General features: G+C 38.1%; 11 protein-coding genes. All 11 read right to left on the reverse strand.

The window, feature by feature from the left end:
- Positions 1-41: 41 nt before the first annotated feature.
- Complete coding sequence (locus G613_RS0110105; RefSeq protein WP_029232551.1) at positions 42-2,120, reverse strand: hypothetical protein; 2,079 nt, start codon at positions 2,118-2,120, stop codon at positions 42-44.
- A gap of 17 nt (positions 2,121-2,137) precedes the next feature.
- Positions 2,138-3,106, reverse strand: a complete 969-nt coding sequence (locus G613_RS0110110; RefSeq protein WP_029232552.1) for a WYL domain-containing protein — start codon at positions 3,104-3,106, stop codon at positions 2,138-2,140.
- The gene (locus tag G613_RS0110115; RefSeq protein WP_029232553.1) at positions 3,093-4,370 is read right to left on the reverse strand and encodes a helix-turn-helix transcriptional regulator; all 1,278 of its coding nucleotides are present in this window, start codon (positions 4,368-4,370) and stop codon (positions 3,093-3,095) included. Before G613_RS0110115 ends, G613_RS0110110 begins: the two co-directional genes overlap by 14 nt.
- 59 nt (positions 4,371-4,429) lie before the next feature.
- Positions 4,430-7,054, reverse strand: a complete 2,625-nt coding sequence (locus G613_RS0110120; protein WP_081647853.1) for a DUF262 domain-containing protein — start codon at positions 7,052-7,054, stop codon at positions 4,430-4,432.
- A 1-nt stretch (position 7,055) separates the two neighbouring features.
- On the reverse strand, positions 7,056-8,789 hold the full coding sequence (locus G613_RS0110125; RefSeq protein WP_029232555.1) for a DUF262 domain-containing protein: 1,734 nt from the start codon (positions 8,787-8,789) through the stop codon (positions 7,056-7,058).
- 23 nt (positions 8,790-8,812) lie between these two features.
- Positions 8,813-11,560, reverse strand: coding sequence for a phospholipase D-like domain-containing anti-phage protein (locus G613_RS0110130; RefSeq protein WP_029232556.1), 2,748 nt, complete (start codon positions 11,558-11,560; stop codon positions 8,813-8,815).
- A 12-nt stretch (positions 11,561-11,572) separates the two neighbouring features.
- Positions 11,573-14,467: an anti-phage-associated DUF1156 domain-containing protein gene (locus G613_RS0110135; RefSeq protein WP_029232557.1), complete on the reverse strand. Its 2,895-nt coding sequence runs from the start codon at positions 14,465-14,467 to the stop codon at positions 11,573-11,575.
- Complete coding sequence (locus G613_RS0110140) at positions 14,460-15,011, reverse strand: DUF3780 domain-containing protein (protein ID WP_029232558.1); 552 nt, start codon at positions 15,009-15,011, stop codon at positions 14,460-14,462. Before G613_RS0110140 ends, G613_RS0110135 begins: the two co-directional genes overlap by 8 nt.
- Positions 15,008-18,127, reverse strand: a complete 3,120-nt coding sequence (locus tag G613_RS0110145; RefSeq protein ID WP_029232559.1) for a DUF499 domain-containing protein — start codon at positions 18,125-18,127, stop codon at positions 15,008-15,010. Before G613_RS0110145 ends, G613_RS0110140 begins: the two co-directional genes overlap by 4 nt.
- Positions 18,124-18,330 (reverse strand): conjugal transfer protein, encoded by a 207-nt coding sequence (locus G613_RS0110150; protein WP_029232560.1) that lies wholly within the window; start codon positions 18,328-18,330, stop codon positions 18,124-18,126. Before G613_RS0110150 ends, G613_RS0110145 begins: the two co-directional genes overlap by 4 nt.
- Before the next feature lie 114 nt (positions 18,331-18,444).
- The gene (locus tag G613_RS0110155) at positions 18,445-19,542 is read right to left on the reverse strand and encodes a serpin family protein (protein ID WP_029232561.1); all 1,098 of its coding nucleotides are present in this window, start codon (positions 19,540-19,542) and stop codon (positions 18,445-18,447) included.
- Between the last annotated feature and the right edge of the window lie 150 nt (positions 19,543-19,692).

Genomic DNA, 19,692 nt, shown 5'->3' on the forward strand with positions numbered 1-19,692 from the left:
AAAGCCCAAATAATTAACGGTAAAAAAACTGTGCGAACTTATCACAAATCCAAAAAGTGTTTCAACTCTGAAAAATCAAAGTGATTCCCAAAGTCATCCGTGTATATGTCATCCTCATTAACTTCACATCCTATCATCTCGTCTTTATGTTCATCAATTTCGCATTGCAACGCTTTTTCTTCTTCAATTTTATCTTCTTCAATAGCTCTTTCTTTGTTGTCATTTGCACGAATAGCACTGTAGTCTTCTTCATTCATGACCACCCAAGGAATCTGTAACTCATCAGTCATTATCTTTACATTTTTGATAAAGCACTCATCTCCAGAATTCATTACCTCCGCCAATATTAGTGGAGCCTGATCTGGGTAGTTTATAAGTAATTGCTTTGCCACCCTGTGCTTTGGTGTCATATCTAAGCTATTCTGAGTATTAATCCATCGGTTAAACAGAACTTCTGATTTATATGATGCAAGAATGTCTTCGCAATTATCGAGATTTACCCCCATTTCACAAAAAGCCATGTACAATTCCTCCATCAAAGGAAGTCCTGCATATGATTCTGCAAGCGTAATAAGCATGTCAAAGTATGGAGGCAAAATATCCATAACTGACACCTTCTTTTGCGCATTCTTTATTATCTCTTTAAAATACTCTTCTAATTTATCTACATCCTCATCAGACAAATCATTATTACGCAAGTCCACCACACATTGCATCTCATTTGACCAACCTGCAGATTCACTAGGTTCTATCCAAGTTATACTTACCTGAAGAATGTAATTTATTAAAGCCAAATCATTTATAGAATTAAGATATTCTCTTGCATCATTGCTAAACAAATCAAGATATGGGATGTATTCCAGAAAAGTCTCATCCACCTCTACGCGCTTCAATATTTCATTTTGAAGCCAATCATCATACAGCAGCTCCAGATTTGTCGAAATATAGCTCAAGTACTGAATCGAAAACTCCCCTTTTTTCATTTCAGCATAGATTTTTCCCTGCCCGGTCCTATCATTGGAAATTTTCTTCAAAAGCAATTCGGGGTAAGGTGAAATCATTCCTATTAGATCAATTGCTGTTTTATATAGCTTTTCATCTTCAAAATTCAGAGCCCCTATTTGATTTTCAAATTCAATATCTTCATTTTTATACTCTTTACAGAAATCCAACAGAAATACACTTGGATTTCTTTTCATAGCAACAGAAAGAATTCTTCTCTTTTCAGTACCCTCAACCTTTCCCAAATACTCGCGGAGTATCCAATCAATATCCTCATTTGTACTGACCAATGACTTTCTTGCATCGCTAGTAAATCTCTTATTACTGCTCTTTATATATTCATCAATAAGGTGTCTAGCCTGCTTTTCTCCGTCGCTTTGCTCATCTCCCTGGGCGAAAAAGAGTCTATTTTGATGGTATAGCCAGGCTGAAAAATAAATCGTGCTACATTTAGGACATTCTTTTCCCACAATAGTCTTGGTTTTTCCTTCATTATCCCTTATGAGATATATAAGATTGTATGTTTCATTTCCACAATTATTACAGTTCTCAGGTAGTTTCCTTCCTGTAGGGATAAGGGTTGCTCTTATTTTTCCATCCTTTACATTTCTTACAATGGTTTCCTTATCAGAATTCTCTGCCTTAGTAATTGTATTGTTGTACTGTGATGGAGTTTCATCCGCCTTGATTGTTTCCTTAATCTCACCGCTCACAATCTTTCTCTCATGCAAGCTTTTTCTAAAATTCTCTTCTGATATTCTCTTAAGCTTTTTAAAGGCTCCAAAGTACTCTACATATGTATTTGTTTTAAACAATACTAAAGAGCAATTTTTACATTTTACTCCAGTAATATCCTTTTGCTTTTCTAAAACCTCTCCTTTAAATATGTATTTCTCTGTTCTTTTTCCACATATAGGGCATTCGTCAGGAAGTACCTTTATCTCTTGCCCTAATACTTGGTATGTCAGTCCTGTCGCATCATCTACAAAAGTTGGCTTTCCCTTAATGGACTTTCTCCTTCTGTAATCCTCATCTATAACAACGAGTGTCTTTTTATTCCTTGAATTTTTCAAAGAATAATTCTCTTTTTCTTTATCTTTTTTATTATTCTTACTCATCCTGACATAAACCTTTTTTATTCATACATCTTGCTTGCCGCTTGTATTCTGTTATAAACTTCCCTTTGTATAATCCTTGGCTCCATAACCACGACATAGCTTCCCAAAGAAAGTATGTTCTTGATAACTTCATTCTCATCAGCTCTAAAATATGATATTTCTAACTGATACTTGTTCTCTGCCTTATCATACCTTGCCTTTCGGTCATAATAAGAGAACACCCTAAAGCACCGCTCAATAACATGTCCTACCGGTTCAACATCCAGTATTACCGTTTTGGTCTCACGCTTTATAAATTCCGTGTATCTCTCCATAAGGTCTATGCTTGCTGACTTATCAATAATCTTGATGTCATGCATGCTATCAAGATTCATCTTTACAAACCGGTCCTCATCCTCAAAGTATCCGCATATCCTAAACCGGTCATTTACAAGAGAAAATTCTATTTTTACCGGAAACACTATTGATTTTTCTCTGTGCACACGTCCGGGCCTATCATAGTCATAGCAAATACCCTTCTGTTCACGAATAGCCTTGGCTATCAATGAAAGCTCGCTATTATAGGATTCTGTTACAGATGATGCTCCACCTGCAAACATGTTTTTAATAGTGATATCGTTGGGATTCCAGTCCATTGTAATGGACTTAGTGGCCGCTTTTAGTTTTTCTATTATTTCCGGAGACAAAAAATGATTCACATAAAGGCTACCTGCAAGCGACTTAGCAGCTTCATTTTCAATCCTGCTATTTCGCACAGGAAATGTGCCCTCCATAACTGGAACAAGCCCATCGTTGTCCTTCATGTAAATCATTTCTTCGCCCTCTTTTGCAGAAAAAAGAGATTCTGTTACTTCAAAATCAGTTTCCCCGGGGCAATACTGTTCTATCATATCTGTTATTTCGCCATGTGTAAGCGCGCTTCCACTTTCAAGCAGGTATGCCAATAATTTGTAATATTTACTTTCGGCTTCATCAAAGAGAATCATACTTTTCTAATGCCCTCTTCCAATCTTCTTTTATTTTCTCTTCTGTCTTCCTTTCCCCACTTGAGATGAGCTTTGCTCTCTCTCCAAAACTCCTGATCCAAGGAATCATTTCATCTGGATCCCTGACAGAAATCCTATATTCATATAAACCATCAGATTTCTTCTCAATCGCCCCACCATGGCCTTCCGTCGATATTCTCCTTAAAATGTACGGTTCTTTCTCCTCATCAAACATAAATTGGATCACCACTTCAGAAGTTTTATCTCCATATGATGAGGTGGCCCAGCATTCGTCTGAATAGTTGGCCATTTTTCTTGCTAATGACCGCTCTTCATCAGTCATTTCCCGGTCAATAGTTAACTCTCCAATCTTATCGATCCTGAGTGCCAAATATCTGTCTTCATCCGGGTAATAGCAGTACACATATTGCCTTCCATAAACACTATCATGTACTATTTCACCAGGAATAAGGCTCTTTGCCTTTTGACCGTAGGAATCAGCAACCTTTATCAATCTTGAATCAGCCTTAGCTCTGAGTATTCCAAGCAATACATCATTATCCAAAACATTGAACAGATGACTATGTTTAAAACTAAAAATCTTGTATTCTGGAACCTCTACTCCTCGCTCAGTTCTTAGGTAAAGCTTTATCTTGTCATACAGGAAGCAATATGGCATTTCAATCGGCGATACATTTTTCATGAATTCCAGGTAAGTACAAATATCCAACAGTTCATCTTCAGAAAAGTCGCTCCATATATCGCTACTAAGCTTATACTTTACATTTCTTCCATCTTTAACTGTTGTAATGAACCCCTTATCAACAAGCTCATCAAGCTTCACTCTAAGATTATCCTTAGTAAAAATAACCTCCTCATTGAAATCCGGCAATAAGTCAAGGATCTCCCCCGCGGTCATCTCTGGTGTTTCATTAAGTAATTCCTGAACAAAAAAGAAAGACATGACATCAAGCGCTGTAAATGACTTATTCCTGTAGGTATCAGCAAGATAATTCTCACTGCTCTCCATACCATCATAAGTACAGTACAGCACCACCTTTTTATCTATTCTCCGCTTCCGGATAAACTTCTTAGGAAGATAAGCGCTTATTCTCTGCTGTTCCTTGTCATATTTTCTGCCGCTAATGCCTTGCTTTTCTACATAATCATCCTTGGAAAAGCAGCCATAAATATATACATCCCTGAGAATAGATCTTATGTTTTCATAGTCCCTAATAAGAAGGGTGGATTTATTTAACGCCATACATCATTCATCTCTCTTCTTGAAAAATAGTACAAAAAAAGTGAGCATTGATTGGTATTTCAAGAAAGTGTTTTGTAAGCTTCTAGCAAAGCTCTCCACTCGGAACACTCCTCAATCTGTTTATAAATCTCAACAAACTTCTTATCCCTATCTGAAACTTTTACTTCAGGATAATATGCCTCAAAAAAGCCATTACCAGGAATAAACGTATCCTTATTCACTACCAGCGCTGATATGGGTGGCAACCCATTTTCTTTACATGTAAATGACACTTCCCCCAGTAACACTTCCACGTTTCTAGGATTTTCCGGGAAACTGAGTTTTTTGCATAAATCTCCATAAGTAATAAGCTTTTCTTGGCTATTTAGATAATGCTCCAATAGCTTTATTGCAACTTCGACTGTATGTGGATTTCTATATTCTGTAGGAATCTCAAATTCTAGATTGCCTCCAGATTTCATGATATCTTTTGATTCCTGATCCTCCATGATATCGGATATCTCTTCTGATGCCTGTTCTACCTTTACTATTTCCAGATATTTTTTTATTCTGTCCTCTGTATCTGTTCCTTCATCATCCTGACATATATCAATTCTAGATATCTCCTCATTGTTTTCAGAACTGTAGGTTACGAATGCAGAGTTTTCGCATTGTACATAGGATCCATCATATACAAGACGCAATCCAAAGTCATCTTTAGAAATATGATTTGAATCAATCGCTTTCAAAAATGGCTGGTACGAATTCTGTGACAAGTTTCTTTCTGTCCACATAGCAACCATCTCATATGGTTTGCCTGTCAGGTTATCCCAGCTATATTTTCCATATCTACCGGTTCTGAAAACCTCATATTTTATATAATAGTACTTCCAATCATACCTTTGATTCTTTTCACGTTCTTTTAGGAAGTCACTAATCAATTTTTTCAACTTATCATCTGAAAACGAATCAAACTTTGAAAGGAGCATGCGTAGACTTGTCTTAGTTGTCTCAAATCCTTCAGCCGAACTCCTATGAAAGAGATTTGTCCATGCTTTTGGCATCTTTTTCGATCCAAGCTGATATCTCCATTCATTCTTCTCTTTTTGAAGATAATTACCCATCGTTAATAATGCGCAATCTATCAAGTCCCAATTGCACTTAAACAAAGACTCAAACCTGCTAAAATACTCAGGTTTATCCAGTCCAACCACTTCAATTTGCCCATAAAGCAAATAATGGTCCTCAAGTTTGTACAAATCATCAGCCTTACTTGGATTGTTATAAACCCAAATCAGCTTTTCATTTTCTTCGTTTATTTGAACTGCATTAAAGTTTCTCTCAAGTTTTAGGTTAAGCCTTCCGTCCACCATAACCGAATCAACCTGCTTTAAAATATTCGGCATACGATTTCCACCAGCTCTTGTCTCACTATTACTCATTTCAAATTCAGAGTTTAGAGTGAGATTATTGATTATCCTAAATCTACGTATAAATTGTTCTTCACTAACTTTACCCTTATTAAGCAGGTATACAACGACTGCATATAGCAAAATAACTCGATTTAAAGCAAAAGATCTATTACCATTTCCAAGCCAATCGCCATTATTTCTTAGACAATCTTCAAAAATATCAATCTTGTATCTTTCCTCGATCATAACCTTTCCGACTTCATGGCGGTTACTAAGCACTCTCTCAAAGAAGTCTTGAGGCTTTTCATTCATGGAAGCCCAACAATCAAAATATGATTCCATGAGTTCTATGTTTGAGATTGCATTTTTATTTTCCGCACTAAAAAATAGCTTTATTAGCGCAAACTCATCCAGATCCTTTCCTAATGGAGTGTCTCCGGCCTTATAATATAAAATGTCACATATAAAATGAAAATAGCGAAGGAACTCATCATCAATAAGGTTATCGTCCCCTCGATATCTCCAGAGCATATCTGTCCAATCCAGATCAATCTTAGAAATAACTCTTTTAGCAGCCGCCTTATCAACCTTATTAAGTTCACGCTCTAACTCTGCCTTAAAATGCTCAAATAATGTAAGCGGCTTTCCCCTAGAATTCATCTTTATATACAATTCATCAGTTAAGCCCATATCCTTGATAGGAAGAAAATAAAAGGATATTGCTCCGGATTTTAATTTCTTCCAAATATCTGAAACATCCGAAAACTTCTCATCTATAGCGTCTATCATAACAAGCATCGCGGCTATTGTAGGATCCTGCATCCAATCAAGAGGAAACCATGCCTGATCTATTATTTCTTCAGATATTTTGATAGCAAAAGAAGGCTCATGCTTTATCAGGTATGAGCAAAAATCCCTAGCGCTATAACGTGTTACATAGGAAAAATTATTTAAAAATGCGTACTCTTCGGATGATATCTTCTCCTTCTTTGCTGCATACCAATGGAGAAGAAAGAGCGTAGTGAGCCTCTGCTGTCCATCCAAGGGAGTTAACACGCCATCAGAATTCAAATCACCATATACGAAGTCAAGCGTAATTGGTGTCCTTTCAATAGCCTCATATAGCGCATCTAAAAAGCGTGTTCTTACTCTTGCTATATCAGTTTCTCTTCTGCCCTGAGCATAGTCCCTCTGTATTATTGGAATAACAATCTTACTAAGTTTTATCGGTTCTTCCTCGCCTTCAAAGGAAGCATCAAATATGTCTATAAACGTGTGAAGTGATGTTGCCATATCAGTTTGCCTCCTTCTCTACAGATATCTGCTCTTCCAGATATTCACCAAGGACTTCATTTATAGCATTAACATATGCTATTCTGTCCGGCTGACCCCAGAAATGAATCTGCGTGCTCTCTGAAGGAGTGTAATATTTAAGAAAAACCATCTTAGTGCAGAACGGAATAAATTCACCCCTTTTATCCATATCAATGATTTCATTACGCTTTACATCAAATGTAGAATTACTGAGAGCTGCATTGTTGCCGCTGTTAAGCAACGCCAAATTTGAAATTGAATGCATATACTCAACATTTCCCTGCGTTGAAAGAATCGCTACAACCTCGGTCTGAATGCGTTCAAATTCGGTTCTATCAACCCTTTTAGTATTCACAACCTTCTGCATTCTCTCGATCAACTGCACATTATCCGGGGACAGATGCATTACAGAGCTCAAATGTAGTCTTATCCATTCAGTCCAATCTTCTTGGTTTTTCATACCTTCAGACTGCTGTGCATGAATATGTTCCAAGCTCCAACGGACCTTTCCACCATCTTGGAACTTAAACTTATCAAACGGGAACCATTGCGTCCTTTCTCCATTCTTTCTAACAGATTCCACATTAAATAGAAGAAGTAATCTGCTGATTTTAGAGTAATCACCTGTCTTATCATAAGCCAGATCTGCGTAGTTTTCTCCAATCTTTATACTATTCTTAATGGCATTGTCAAGCGCATCCATGAACTCTTTCTTGGTTTTCCCTTTAGACATTGCATAGATATCACCAAGAGTATTATTCCTGGATGCTATAAGATATCCTACCTTATGATAGAGCTCATGATTTCCATACCAATCTTTCAAAATGAGAAAAGTGTGCATTATATCTTGCCATATTGTATTCAAATCCTCGCTCCTGCGAAGATTGTCAAAATAAAAGAAGGTATAGTACTTTTCCTTGTTATCAAGGCCCTTATCAGATATGAGATCAAGAATCAAATCTATTCTAGTCTGATAATTAAGCTTTTCATTATTTGTCAAAAAATACCATAAACTGTCATTATGAAGCTCTTTCTCCATGTTATCCCATTGCAGAGCAATTTCTTCCTGACGTTCTTTATCCATCGCCTTTCTGTTATCGCTGCTTAAGAACATCGCCTTCACAAGTTCCGCACTTGTTAGCGGAATCTTTCCTATGTTAAGACGCGTAAATAGCGAAATTGCATCAACAGATTCATCTACTTCATACCAAATAACCTTTACATTCTCCGCAAAATATGTATTCAAGTGATTCATAACAACTGACTTTTTGGCATCTATTGTGTTAAACCACTGTTCTACCTTTTTGTATGCATTACTAATAAACCAGAAATCTATGTTATCACCTGCCTGGTTATCATCCATAGACTTCAAAAAGTCTTCAGATTTAGAGCGCGTCTCATATTTCAAGCTAAAACGAGGCTCTTCAATAAACCCGCCACTGGAATCACTCATATACTTGTAGATAAGATAAAGCGTAGTCAAACGCTGCTGACCATCAATCAGCTCGTAGTCTTTTTCTCGCTTCTTAACTACAATGGGTTGTAAACAATAATTCCTGGTTGTCTTAGTCTCCTCGTCATATATTCCATAAATATCATCAAGAAGTCGTACAACCTCATCATCGCCCCATCGGTAGCCACGCTGATATGATGGAACAAAGAAATCGCCTTCAATATCGCCAACAAATTTTGCATCAAGCATTATATTTGCCATGAACTATACCCTCTCAATAATAATTACCAGCCTTTTAACAGCTGCTCCATCTTATCGTGCTTATCAAGCACTTTTTCACAAGCATTCCAATCTTCCGTTTTTGCTGGTTTCATTTCATATTTGACTGTAAAAGGATTATGATTCGGAATCATATCAATTCTTTCTTTTGCCTTTTCAATATCATTATTGGCAATGTCAATCCAAACATCCTCCAAGGTGTCAGGTATCTGTCCGAACATGTTATAAATGCTATTAAGGCGTATTGAAAGTGCCTTGTGTACCTTATCCTCTACAGAATCTTTATATCTCATGTTAAATATTTTTACACTGTCACTTATTTGTCCTATTCGCTGTATTCTACCCTTTCTCTGTTCCAATCTTGTAGGATTCCATGGTAAATCCAGGTTTATCAATGTTGACAAAGACTGCAGGTTAAGACCTTCACTTGCTGCATCAGTACCAACCAGAATCTTCAATTCTCTCTTTTTTACCGATGCCTTAAGATCATTTTTTTCCATCCTAGTGAACTGCCCATTCTCAAAGATTCCCGACTTATCTCCACCGGCGTATAGTCCAATCCTTATCCCTGAGAGATCCCTAGATAACGACTCTGCTACAAAATGAGCACTATCATAATACTGTGAAAAAATTATGCATCCAGCATCTTTCCAAGGCATTGCATCATCAATTCCAGATGTCAGTATTTCCAGCACCTTGTTATATTTCGGATCGCTATCTTTGTTTAAACCAAGAATTTTTACAAGCTCTTTGAGACAGTCAATTTCCTCAGCTGTAAGATTCTTTACCTCACTTCCGTCTTCCTCTATGGCTTCATCTTCAAAGTCCATATCAAATTCATCTTCAAGAATCTGACGACCCTCTTCTGTCCATGCGAGCATTTTCCTAGCAGTATTATCGCCTGCAACAATTGTACTTCCTATACGCTTTAACATCAGCGTTGACAAGAAACCGCCTGCCTTGACTCTCTTAGAAAGAAGATCACAAAACTCCTGCGCTTTTTCATATGCCTGGCGCTGATAACCTTCCAAAGGTAGAGAGTCTTCATTATCTTCGCCATAGAGTTTTACTTCAATCTTCTTTAGATAAGGTTCACCAGTCTCAGGATTAAGCGTGTTTTCCAAAAAATCCCTTGTCCTTCTTACAATATGCCTAATGTACGGATTATACGTATGAACAAAATCATCCGTCTCGTAGAGTGATCTGATCTTATCCTGTACTGACGGTCTTGAATGAATAAATAGTTCCGGTTCCAATACATATGTATCGTCTTCAATATCAAGTGCGTCTCGCAAACTATTTATCTTCACTGAGTCCGGAGTCCTTGCTGGTAAGGGATTACGCATTATGTCCCACATAGTCCGTTCACTCTCAGGGACTGCATCCTGGCCACATACCATATTAAGCATAGTCTGCGGCTTTGACCTCCATTCACTGTATACATTTCCCATAATCTTATCAGTTGGAAGCGCGAGAATGTTCAGAAGATCAAATGCTTCTATAGTATTTACCTGCACCGGGGTTGCTGTTCCCAGTATCATACTCCTTGTATTGAAGGTAATCTCATTCAAAAATCTCAGAAGATAATTAGCATCAGCCTTATTAGTATCTGCGTCTCTACTAGCATTACGCCTTCGCGCACGGTGGCATTCATCAACAATAATGCATTCATATTTCTGTTGTTTAAGAAGATCTGCAGCTTCTGTTCTCCGAGCCACAAGTCCCTGTGAAATAATCCCAATTCTCCTCGGACACCTAAGTATCGCTCTAGTGTTTTCTGCCTGGTAAAAATATCCATTCTCATCCTGCCAGCCTTTACCGGTCCAAACGGCAGACGGCATTTCCAGAAGAGACATCATTTCTTCCTGCCACTGGAATACCAGTGTTTTAGGAACAATAATAAGAATGGGCTTGTCACCATATAGCGCCATTAGTTTTGCTGACATAGCCATTTGTATGGTTTTTCCCAAGCCAACCTGGTCTGCAAGAATAAATCTTGCTCCCCCAGACTTTTGGTGCTCACGAAACGCCAATTCTACAAAATACTTCTGGTGCTCCCATAAACCGAATTCTTTCCTGTATACAGGCTCTTCTACTGCAGCTGCAGCAAGTTCCTGAACAGCATTTTCCCTCCAATCATGCAAAGGAATAACATGTCTCTTAGCGATACGATTAATGTCATTTACCACATAATCGCATAATTCGACTGCATACTTATTATTCCAGAAGAAATCAAATTCCTTCTGAACCCAATCTACAGACTCTTCCGAACTGTCTTCCCATATCATTTCGTAATTCAGTTTAAAGGCACTTTTGGTCTCGTTTATACTCCCGATAAAACTCGTTTTGGAACCATCGTTATATGTGATAACCCCTGCTTTACCATGCATCAGCCCATATACTTCATCCGGTATAACTCTTACCTGTAATTTCCCTGATGCGAGAAGTCGATACAAACGTGCAAGCCTATCCGATGCTTCAGGAGTACTGTATTTATTCTCTGGCTCATATTCACACCACTCCTGCTTCATCTGCTGTGCTTTTACCGCAATATCAACATCCTCAGGCGACACACTAGAATTACATATCACTCTAACTTTTTCAGCCACAGCTTCAATATTCTCTCCAGCAACTTCCAGTATCGACGAGCAGAAATACCCCGCAATACGGTCATAAAATCTGGCATTATGCAGTTTCTCAATCAGAAAACCCTCATCCAACTTCTGTTGCCGGGAAGAATATCTGTTAATCATTCGCTACCATCCTTAGATGCTATCATGTGTAACTAGTGCTAATAACTGTTCAGCTATTTCAGCAGAATCAGTCCAATGTGGTTGCATATTACTGATGTCCTTAATATTTACAAGAAATCCTAATATATGCTGTATCATTTCTCTCTTCTCCCAATAATTCGGAAGATCATTTTTGATATAATTCAATCCTTGTGAAGGATTCATATCTTCTTTTATTGCAACGTATATTCCCAAAAAAATAGTTCTCATCAAAGATGATTCAAAATCAGGGACATCACTCATGCTCCTACTAGCCATTTCAAAAGGAGTTTTGAGCCTTGCTGTATTAGCCTTTTCACTAGCCATCAGCTGTGAATAACCCCCGATAGAAAAGCCTCTAGCATACTCTTGGTAAGTACTGATAGAGTAGTCTCCCTGCTTTTCACTTTCGAGTCCTTTTATAAAAAACTTCTCTGCATTTGTAAGATCCCGCCATAAATATCCATCAAACTCGGCAGGTATCACGCAATCATATGCAATTTTCTTAGCGTTTTCAATAATAGTTACAACTTTACTTCCTGCTGGATTTTTTATTGCTTGGTTGAGTTCATAATCCAGATCAAGATCTTCTATTTCCGCATATGCTGTAAGCACTTTTAGCGATGCAGCATATGCAGCCAACACATAATCTGGATCCGTAAAATTAGGTTCTTCTTTATCATCAAGTTGCTGCATACTTTCTATTTGATTCTTAACTTCATTTCGAATATCAGCATTTATTTCATCTAGAAATGCCATTCCATTGTTGCTTTGTTTTCTCAAAACAAGAAGAACTGTTCCTTTTACATAATTGCCTTTTTTTATACCTGCAGCATCTGTTTCGGTAGCAATATTCCAAGCAGCCGTAACTTTCAAACCTGCTTTCCACATAATTATCGCTAATTGTGCCCATACAGCCGGATCACTATGCGTAAACATGACAATCTGCATACCCTCGCAACTCATATGCGATGCTAAATTGCTGTAAATTCCTATCATAGTATTTGAAAAGCTATCATCGCCTTTAACTGCTAGAACTCTTTTACTATCAACATACCAATCTGGAAATGTTTCTGTCACTATTCTTCTGTCCCAAGCCAAGAAAAACTCAGTCAATTCATGATAATTCACAGCATCAGCATATGGGGGATCAGTAATCCAATAATCACATATATGATCAATGTCTCTAGCATCTTTTATCTGAACTTCACAAGTACTTCTCACATCAGATGGAAGTCTATCAATAGAAAGAAAAAAGACTCCTTCCAGCAATGACAGTCCTCTTGCTCCATAATTCCACATTGTATTAAATGCCTGATTATAAAATGTCTGCGCCATAGATTCTCTTGCTTGGCCAACCCCCCAGCTGCACAACTTACTATTCCAATTGCAGCATCTATGAAGACATAGAAGTCCATATATCCGCTCTTCTTTTGTCTTGGCTAATCGAATTATATTTTCGTGCATCAATCCATGCAAAATTAGTTGTCTATAGTTAAATAACTGATGCCAATATTTCCATCCCTTCTCACGTTCAAGCCTAGTAGTCTCAACGCCATTTTCAATAGCTGCTGAAGGAATTATGCCCTCAGCTTGCCAATAAGATATGTTTTTTCTTAAATAGTCAATTATGAATCTTTCGTTATCTAAATCATGCTTATCTGGCTCTTTATAATATCTTTTTCCACTTGGATCATTGTATCTGATGGCATAAAGTCTCTCTCCCAATAAATCATCGTCTCGATTGATAAACTCCTCCTTCTCCCAACATCTTAACCCATAAGATGGATTTCCATTCTTATCTACACCATCATGGCGAATACTAGAAATTGGCGTTTCTTTTCCACATGCAGGACATACCATTGCATTTCCTGAAAGGGTACCACTTGATTTTGCCCTCTTAAGCTCATCAGCAGATGCATTCATTTTTATTCGTATCCGAATGTGCTTATCTTCTTTTTCTAATATAGCGACCGTCTTTGAGCCTTGGCCAATAAGCCAATTAGGTGCCAAAGGGACACGCATCCCGCATTCAGGGCATGTTGCTTCCGTACAGTATAAATAAGCATCCCCTCTATCTCCATTTTCAGCAGACTCAAACCCCATTTCCTCAATTTGAGAATCCAGTTCATCATATACTCTTTTTTGGAAGTTCTTTAATCCAATTTGATCTTTTTTAGACAACAGTGAAAATGATAGATCTGCCCAGGTCAGTAATCCCGCCACTGGATTCAAATCACTTGCAAACACATCTGCGCCAATCCTTGATGCCTCAAAAGGAATACTTCCACCTCCCGCAAAACAATCTCCCACTATTATTTTATGTCCATAACGCTTTATGGACATCTGCTCAACAAATTCCTCTAAAGACTTAGCAGTTGTACCACAATAACCATTAATATCATTCCAAGTTTCAGCAGAGATTACATTCATCTCTTCGGGGCGCAAGCAAAATTTCAGCTTTTCATCATATCCCAAATTTGAAAAAATCAACTTTTCAACTTGTTCCTTGTCTATGTGTTCCGATAGTTTAACTTTACCTTTGACTTCTTCGAACCAATTGTCAATATTCATTACAAGATTGGAATTGTTCTTGCATATTTCGAATAGTTCTTGAGAAGATAGTGATTTCTGACTTCTTTCCCATAATGATTCATTATCAATCATTAATAGCTTCTGAAAAATCTCCATATCTTTCTTTGGATTATCAGTAGCAGGCAGTAAACACCCCAGGATAGCAGCGCGCACTAATATTAAGGGTTTTCTCCCCCACCACTTACCCAATCCTGTTAACGTCTGGCTCTGGACTGCTTTTCTTTCTTTAAAGCTCTCTTTGCTAACTTTAGATACCGGAAACTGTACCTCTATAAACGATTTACCTTCACTCATTTAATTCTCCTCCAAGAAACTCTTGTATAGAAATCTGATTGTTTTCATTTACTGGGTTTTCGCATAAAGCATAACGAAGCGCCATTCTCCATCCACGCTTGTCATTAATATCTCCGGTACTTGCATTGGTCATTGTATAAAGCCACCAGCGTTCTTCTGGCTGTAACCCCAGCCAATTTCTAATTGCAGTAGGAATACCTGAAGGGTCATTATTCTCTATCCCCCATAACAGAACCATAAGCTCTTTTCCAAGCAGTTTTTCTACAGGTACTCCACCATTTACAAATTTCCCAGTTTTTTTCTTATCAGCTTTTAATCTGCTATTGAATTCTGTAGCAACTGCAGAAGCAAGTTTCGACCATTTATATCTTGAAATCTTTAGCTTTAAAACATCTTTACGGCTTATTACCTGCTCGCCATCTTCATCCCAATGAAATCGTTCATATATTGACACTTCTTCTTTCTTGTCCTCAGGAATAACAACATAGAAATGATTTTCATTATCAACAGGATTAAAGCCAAACCCCATTATTTGTTTATTCATTGATTGATAGTTCCTTCCTTGTTAAGTGTATTCAAATCCTGCTTACACAACTCTACCCAAGTATTAAACTTCCTACCCTCGTCAAAGCGCAGTTCTTTATAGTCTATCGTCACAGTAATATCCTTACCCTCAAAGCTTGTTTCACGAACAAGATCAATCATTGCTTTAAACGTGTCAGGTTTATACTGTACTCCAGATTGAATCTCCACATAATTAGCCTGATTCTCTTTTTCAAATATAAATGCGCTTACTCCAGACATCGTAAGTCCATCGATCTTAGCCAGATTTTCAAGATTTCTATAACTGGATTCAGTATCATCACATTTTTTCTTAGACTTATACTTAAATACCAATGGCTGATCTTCATCGATTTTCTTTTCTTCAGCTTGAGCCGAGTCCTTAGATATCGGTACATCCTTAGTTGTGATCAATTTCTCTGCGTACATAAGAGCAATACGAACAAACCTACATTCATCCGGCACAAGTATTTCTTCTGTATATATTCCGCCATTCTCTTTAGGCTCACTACCATCTGTAGTAAACCTGATTTCATACTTCTTATTTGTTCTTATCTCAAAGTATCTTCCCGATGGAGTACTTCTTTCCCCATACTTCAATGAAGGCTCACCAAGGAACTCTTTTATATCACCTGTTTTTCTCTCGCCGGATGGGTCAATACAAGCAAATCTAAGCTCTGGCTCAGTTGTAACAAGAACTTGATCTGTTAGTTCTGAAGAGGCAGAAGTCGGATCAGCACCAATATCATAGTAAACTCGTCCACCAATACCTCTTACTGATAATGTAAATTCTTCAGTATCTTCGTTATAACTTGTTTGGCTTACCTGCACACTAGTAGGCTCTTTTTCAAACGGCCCCTTCTGAAGATATCCACCAAGTTCTCTCCACTTATCAGTTTTCAGACAGTATGCCTTCAGACTATCAAGCTGATCAGGATGATACCATCCCCATACAGCTTCCGTGGCTGCCCTGTCGACAATCTGGTTGTATGTCATCTCAGATGTAGTAAACAACCTGGCTTCACACTTCTTTCTGAGCGTTTCCATGAAACCATCTTCCTTAGAAAACGCCTCATATTTCATCTCATCAGCCAGTGTTTTCTTTATCTGTTCTTCACCATCAAACTTGTTATCCTTAAACTCCAATTTAAATTCTGTAGATACGATTCCATTTTTTGATGGATAATATAGTGTTACAAAGGTCTCTCTTATTGTTGAAAGAAGTGCCTGTGTAGCCTTATCAAGCTGGACATCAGCCTCTTTTCTTTGCTGATCATTTGCCGGAAGCCCCTCATCATCCATATTTTGTACTATTGTTTGAATGGCTTTCAGCTTTTTGCTATTAGCATACAGTTTTTCCATAATGCTTCTCTCTCCTGAGAGGAACATCACTCTGTTCTTTAACGAACTATTGTTGTAATAATTTGCTAAATCTGGATGTAATGTATTTCCCGGGTATGGTTCAAATATTACAAGTGAAATCTTCTTTGTATCGAGACTAATCTCATCAACAGCAGGTAGTACATAAAGGAGTTCATAGCAATCCTTCATCTTGGGTGCAAAATTGTCCTTCAAAATTTGACGAAGTTCTTTCTTGGCATTCTCATTCGTATAAGAATCCACTAGGGTATTCATCTCAGCGACCATATTCTTGGTATTCTGGAAGTATAAGCGGCCTCTATTATCAGCTTTTATATACCAACACTGAGTTCTCAAGCTTTCTAGAGCGCTCTTCATAACATTCATGTCAGCCCCAGGTGCACTCATGAAACCTAAAGCCTCTGCTTCTGTTAAACCTAAAAGAGCATGACTTGCCGTTGAAAGCGAAGACACAAGAAGTAGCTTAGCAAGTTGCTGAGCATTGTTACTCTTATCCTGGCTTTCTTCATCTATAATTTCAGCTATGGCCTGTTTATCCTGCGCAATATCATGACTTATAGCTTCTTCAAGAGAAGGATTAATCTGTCTAAAGAGAGATAAGAGATTGGGATTATTAAGGTTTACATCAAAAACATTTATGATATAAGCCTCTTTTGCTCTTCCACTTTCATAAAACTCACGGACAATCTGTCGCATGAGCTTGATAAGACCTCTTGTCTGCTGAAAATTCTGATTTTCCTTAAATCTCGCATACAAATCCCTTATCGAAGGATGGAAAGGATATGAATCATTGATTCCCCTATATACAGCTTCTCCTGTATATGATGTGAATCCCATCTTCTTTGACGCTTCTACGGCATCTTTGAAACCTATAGCAACTTCATTCTTTTCCATTGCATAGTTTTCTACTAATGGCTGATCTTCAAATAAACGCTTCTTTAGAATGTAATAAATCTCGTCACTGTTAAGGGAAACTGGAGCAACTTCGATAGCAATACGATTCGCTTCCTGCTCAAGTTCTTTAAAGCTGGACTGAAGCAAATCACTGCCTGATTCATAAGCTGCTCTCAGATCTGAGAACACAAGGCATACATTAGCAAGCTGAGCCTTTCCAAGTGCGGAGAAAAGATTAGCAAGCGCTGCAATAGTTACTTTGCTTAGATCTGAATTGCCTACAGTAATAGAACGAGCATTTTCCAAGTATGGAGGAAGCTCATCTAACAGAATGAGTGTTTTATCTCCTTGAAGAAGATTAATCCATGCACTTTCTCCAGGTGCCTTAAGCGGAGAATAATATCCTGAGAACATTTCTTTTTTACCTAATTGCTCCGCGATACTACCCCATATTCCAAAATCTGCATTCTCTCTTCCAGAAAAAGTAACTACGTTTATTTTTCCTAAAGCTTTATAGTCATCACCAAGTATTTCCGCGCGAAGATCCACGTTATCTGCAAGTAACGCCAATGCAAGCATGCTATGCGTTTTACCACCACCCATAGCCTGTGTCAGTTTCACTACGCCAGTATCAGATTCTCCCTTGAATCTCTTAAATGCCGTATCAAAAAGCATTGTCATGCCCTGAGTTTTAAAGTTTTCAGAAAAGAATTTATGGGCATCTATATTCCCTTCTGCGAAATCAGACAGATTTAAGACATCATCTCTGACTGTATCTGAAAATACGCTTTCTCTTGGCTTTAGCATCTCAGCTATAGATCTCATTTTGTACCCTCCGTATTTTTATTCTTCAGTTCTCTAGATTCTTTTGTTCGCCCATCTTCAGGCTTTTGAGCATCAATAGGAATTAAATACGCTCTTCCAACCTGTGACACACCTTCAATCCTGCCTTCCTGACAAAGAAGCCGGACTCGTTGCGAAGAAATACCCCATTTCTCTGCAGCCTGCACTGTTGACATATACTCCATAAAAGAACCTCCGATAATGATTATCAACGCAAAAACTTACCCATTTATTATATTGCGTTATCGCAACAATATCAACGAGAGGCCTTACGATTTAATAATAGTTTCATAATCATTTCAACCCACATGATTAAGCACTCCAACAAACACCGGCAGCCTTGTCTCAGTGTGTATAATCGCATACACAAATGGCCTATCCAGATATACCTCCTTGAGATCAAAGTTCGGGCAACAGCCTGCCACAGCAAGCTCTTCCGTTATAGCTGCAGCCTTTGTTCCCTGGCTATCAACCTCAATATGGGCTTTATGAATAATTGCATCCACCATAAGCTGTGCGCTTGATAATGGAGAAAAGTCTGCTTCTGGTGTAAATGGTGTTCTTATCCCCATGTCTTTGCACAACTGAGTCAGATCTTCTCCAAAATCATAACTGAACTGTGGCATCGTCACTGATACCTCGCAGTACTCCATAGTGTTCATCAAGCTGGTGAAATCGATATTCCTAACTGCACTCTGTAAAACAGCGGAATTCTCATGCTTCTTTGGAAGAAGCGCCATATATACATAGTCTCCGCCTTTGTAGGCCTTTATAAATCCGTTGAAACGGTCATCTTCTATGTAGTAATCCTCGCTGCTAGCCATCATGTCTACTTCACAGGTTGTTCCATCAGCATTGTGGAATTCATCCTCAAATATCTCTTCGGCCTCATATGGCCTTTCCCACTTTGCCTCGAAAGCAATTGCATTAATCAGGCAGGCCAACATATCCTTCATGGAATCATCGGCAGCTTCCTTGATCATTCCATTTGTCTTTTCTGAAACCCATTTGTTCACATCGTTCACTATGTTCTCTGAAACAAAGAGCTGGCCATCAAAGAACTCCTGAAGTTCTTTCTCATAATCAGGGTTAATGGTCTGCTTTATTGAGTTGTTTACACAGACAGCGTTAGATGACTTCAGCCATTTGTCTCTACCAAACACACTCTGGAACTCCTTAAACAGCTCTTTTACCTCATCAAAAGAAATCTCGCCGCCGAGAACACTTACTATTTCCTCTTTGGACTTCCCCTGAACAGCGCCAGCTGCTATTGCCAGCAGCATCACTATTGATAATGGTGAGAAAACAATGTTCTCATTCTTCTTGCCTGATACAAAGTTGTTCAAAACAATATTTGTGAGTTCATTGTATTTTCCGATATAATCCTTAATCTGCATTTTTCACCTCCAGATATATACTCGCGTGCATCATGTTCTTTTTCTTAATTATACTGCCAGACCACATCCAAGAAGTCGCCTGTCAGGAGACCTGACCATCAATTTATTCAAGTTCTCCGTCTCTATGGCAGACATCATAATACTCGCAGG

The organism is Butyrivibrio sp. VCB2006, assembly GCF_000420945.1.
Taxonomy (GTDB): Bacteria; Bacillota; Clostridia; order Lachnospirales; family Lachnospiraceae; genus Butyrivibrio.

What these genes read in the sequence shown, in the direction of transcription:
- G613_RS0110110 (WP_029232552.1), bottom strand. Translation starts at nt 3,106, where the DNA reads ATGATTCTCTTTGATGAAGCCGAAAGTAAATATTACAAATTATTGGCA.
- G613_RS0110115 (WP_029232553.1), bottom strand. Translation starts at nt 4,370, where the DNA reads ATGGCGTTAAATAAATCCACCCTTCTTATTAGGGACTATGAAAACATA.
- G613_RS0110140 (WP_029232558.1), bottom strand. Translation starts at nt 15,011, where the DNA reads ATGAATAAACAAATAATGGGGTTTGGCTTTAATCCTGTTGATAATGAA.
- G613_RS0110150 (WP_029232560.1), bottom strand. Translation starts at nt 18,330, where the DNA reads ATGGAGTATATGTCAACAGTGCAGGCTGCAGAGAAATGGGGTATTTCT.
- G613_RS0110135 (WP_029232557.1), bottom strand. Translation starts at nt 14,467, where the DNA reads ATGAGTGAAGGTAAATCGTTTATAGAGGTACAGTTTCCGGTATCTAAA.
- G613_RS0110105 (WP_029232551.1), bottom strand. Translation starts at nt 2,120, where the DNA reads ATGAGTAAGAATAATAAAAAAGATAAAGAAAAAGAGAATTATTCTTTG.
- G613_RS0110120 (WP_081647853.1), bottom strand. Translation starts at nt 7,054, where the DNA reads ATGGCAACATCACTTCACACGTTTATAGACATATTTGATGCTTCCTTT.
- G613_RS0110145 (WP_029232559.1), bottom strand. Translation starts at nt 18,127, where the DNA reads ATGAGATCTATAGCTGAGATGCTAAAGCCAAGAGAAAGCGTATTTTCA.
- G613_RS0110155 (WP_029232561.1), bottom strand. Translation starts at nt 19,542, where the DNA reads ATGCAGATTAAGGATTATATCGGAAAATACAATGAACTCACAAATATT.
- G613_RS0110125 (WP_029232555.1), bottom strand. Translation starts at nt 8,789, where the DNA reads ATGGCAAATATAATGCTTGATGCAAAATTTGTTGGCGATATTGAAGGC.
- G613_RS0110130 (WP_029232556.1), bottom strand. Translation starts at nt 11,560, where the DNA reads ATGATTAACAGATATTCTTCCCGGCAACAGAAGTTGGATGAGGGTTTT.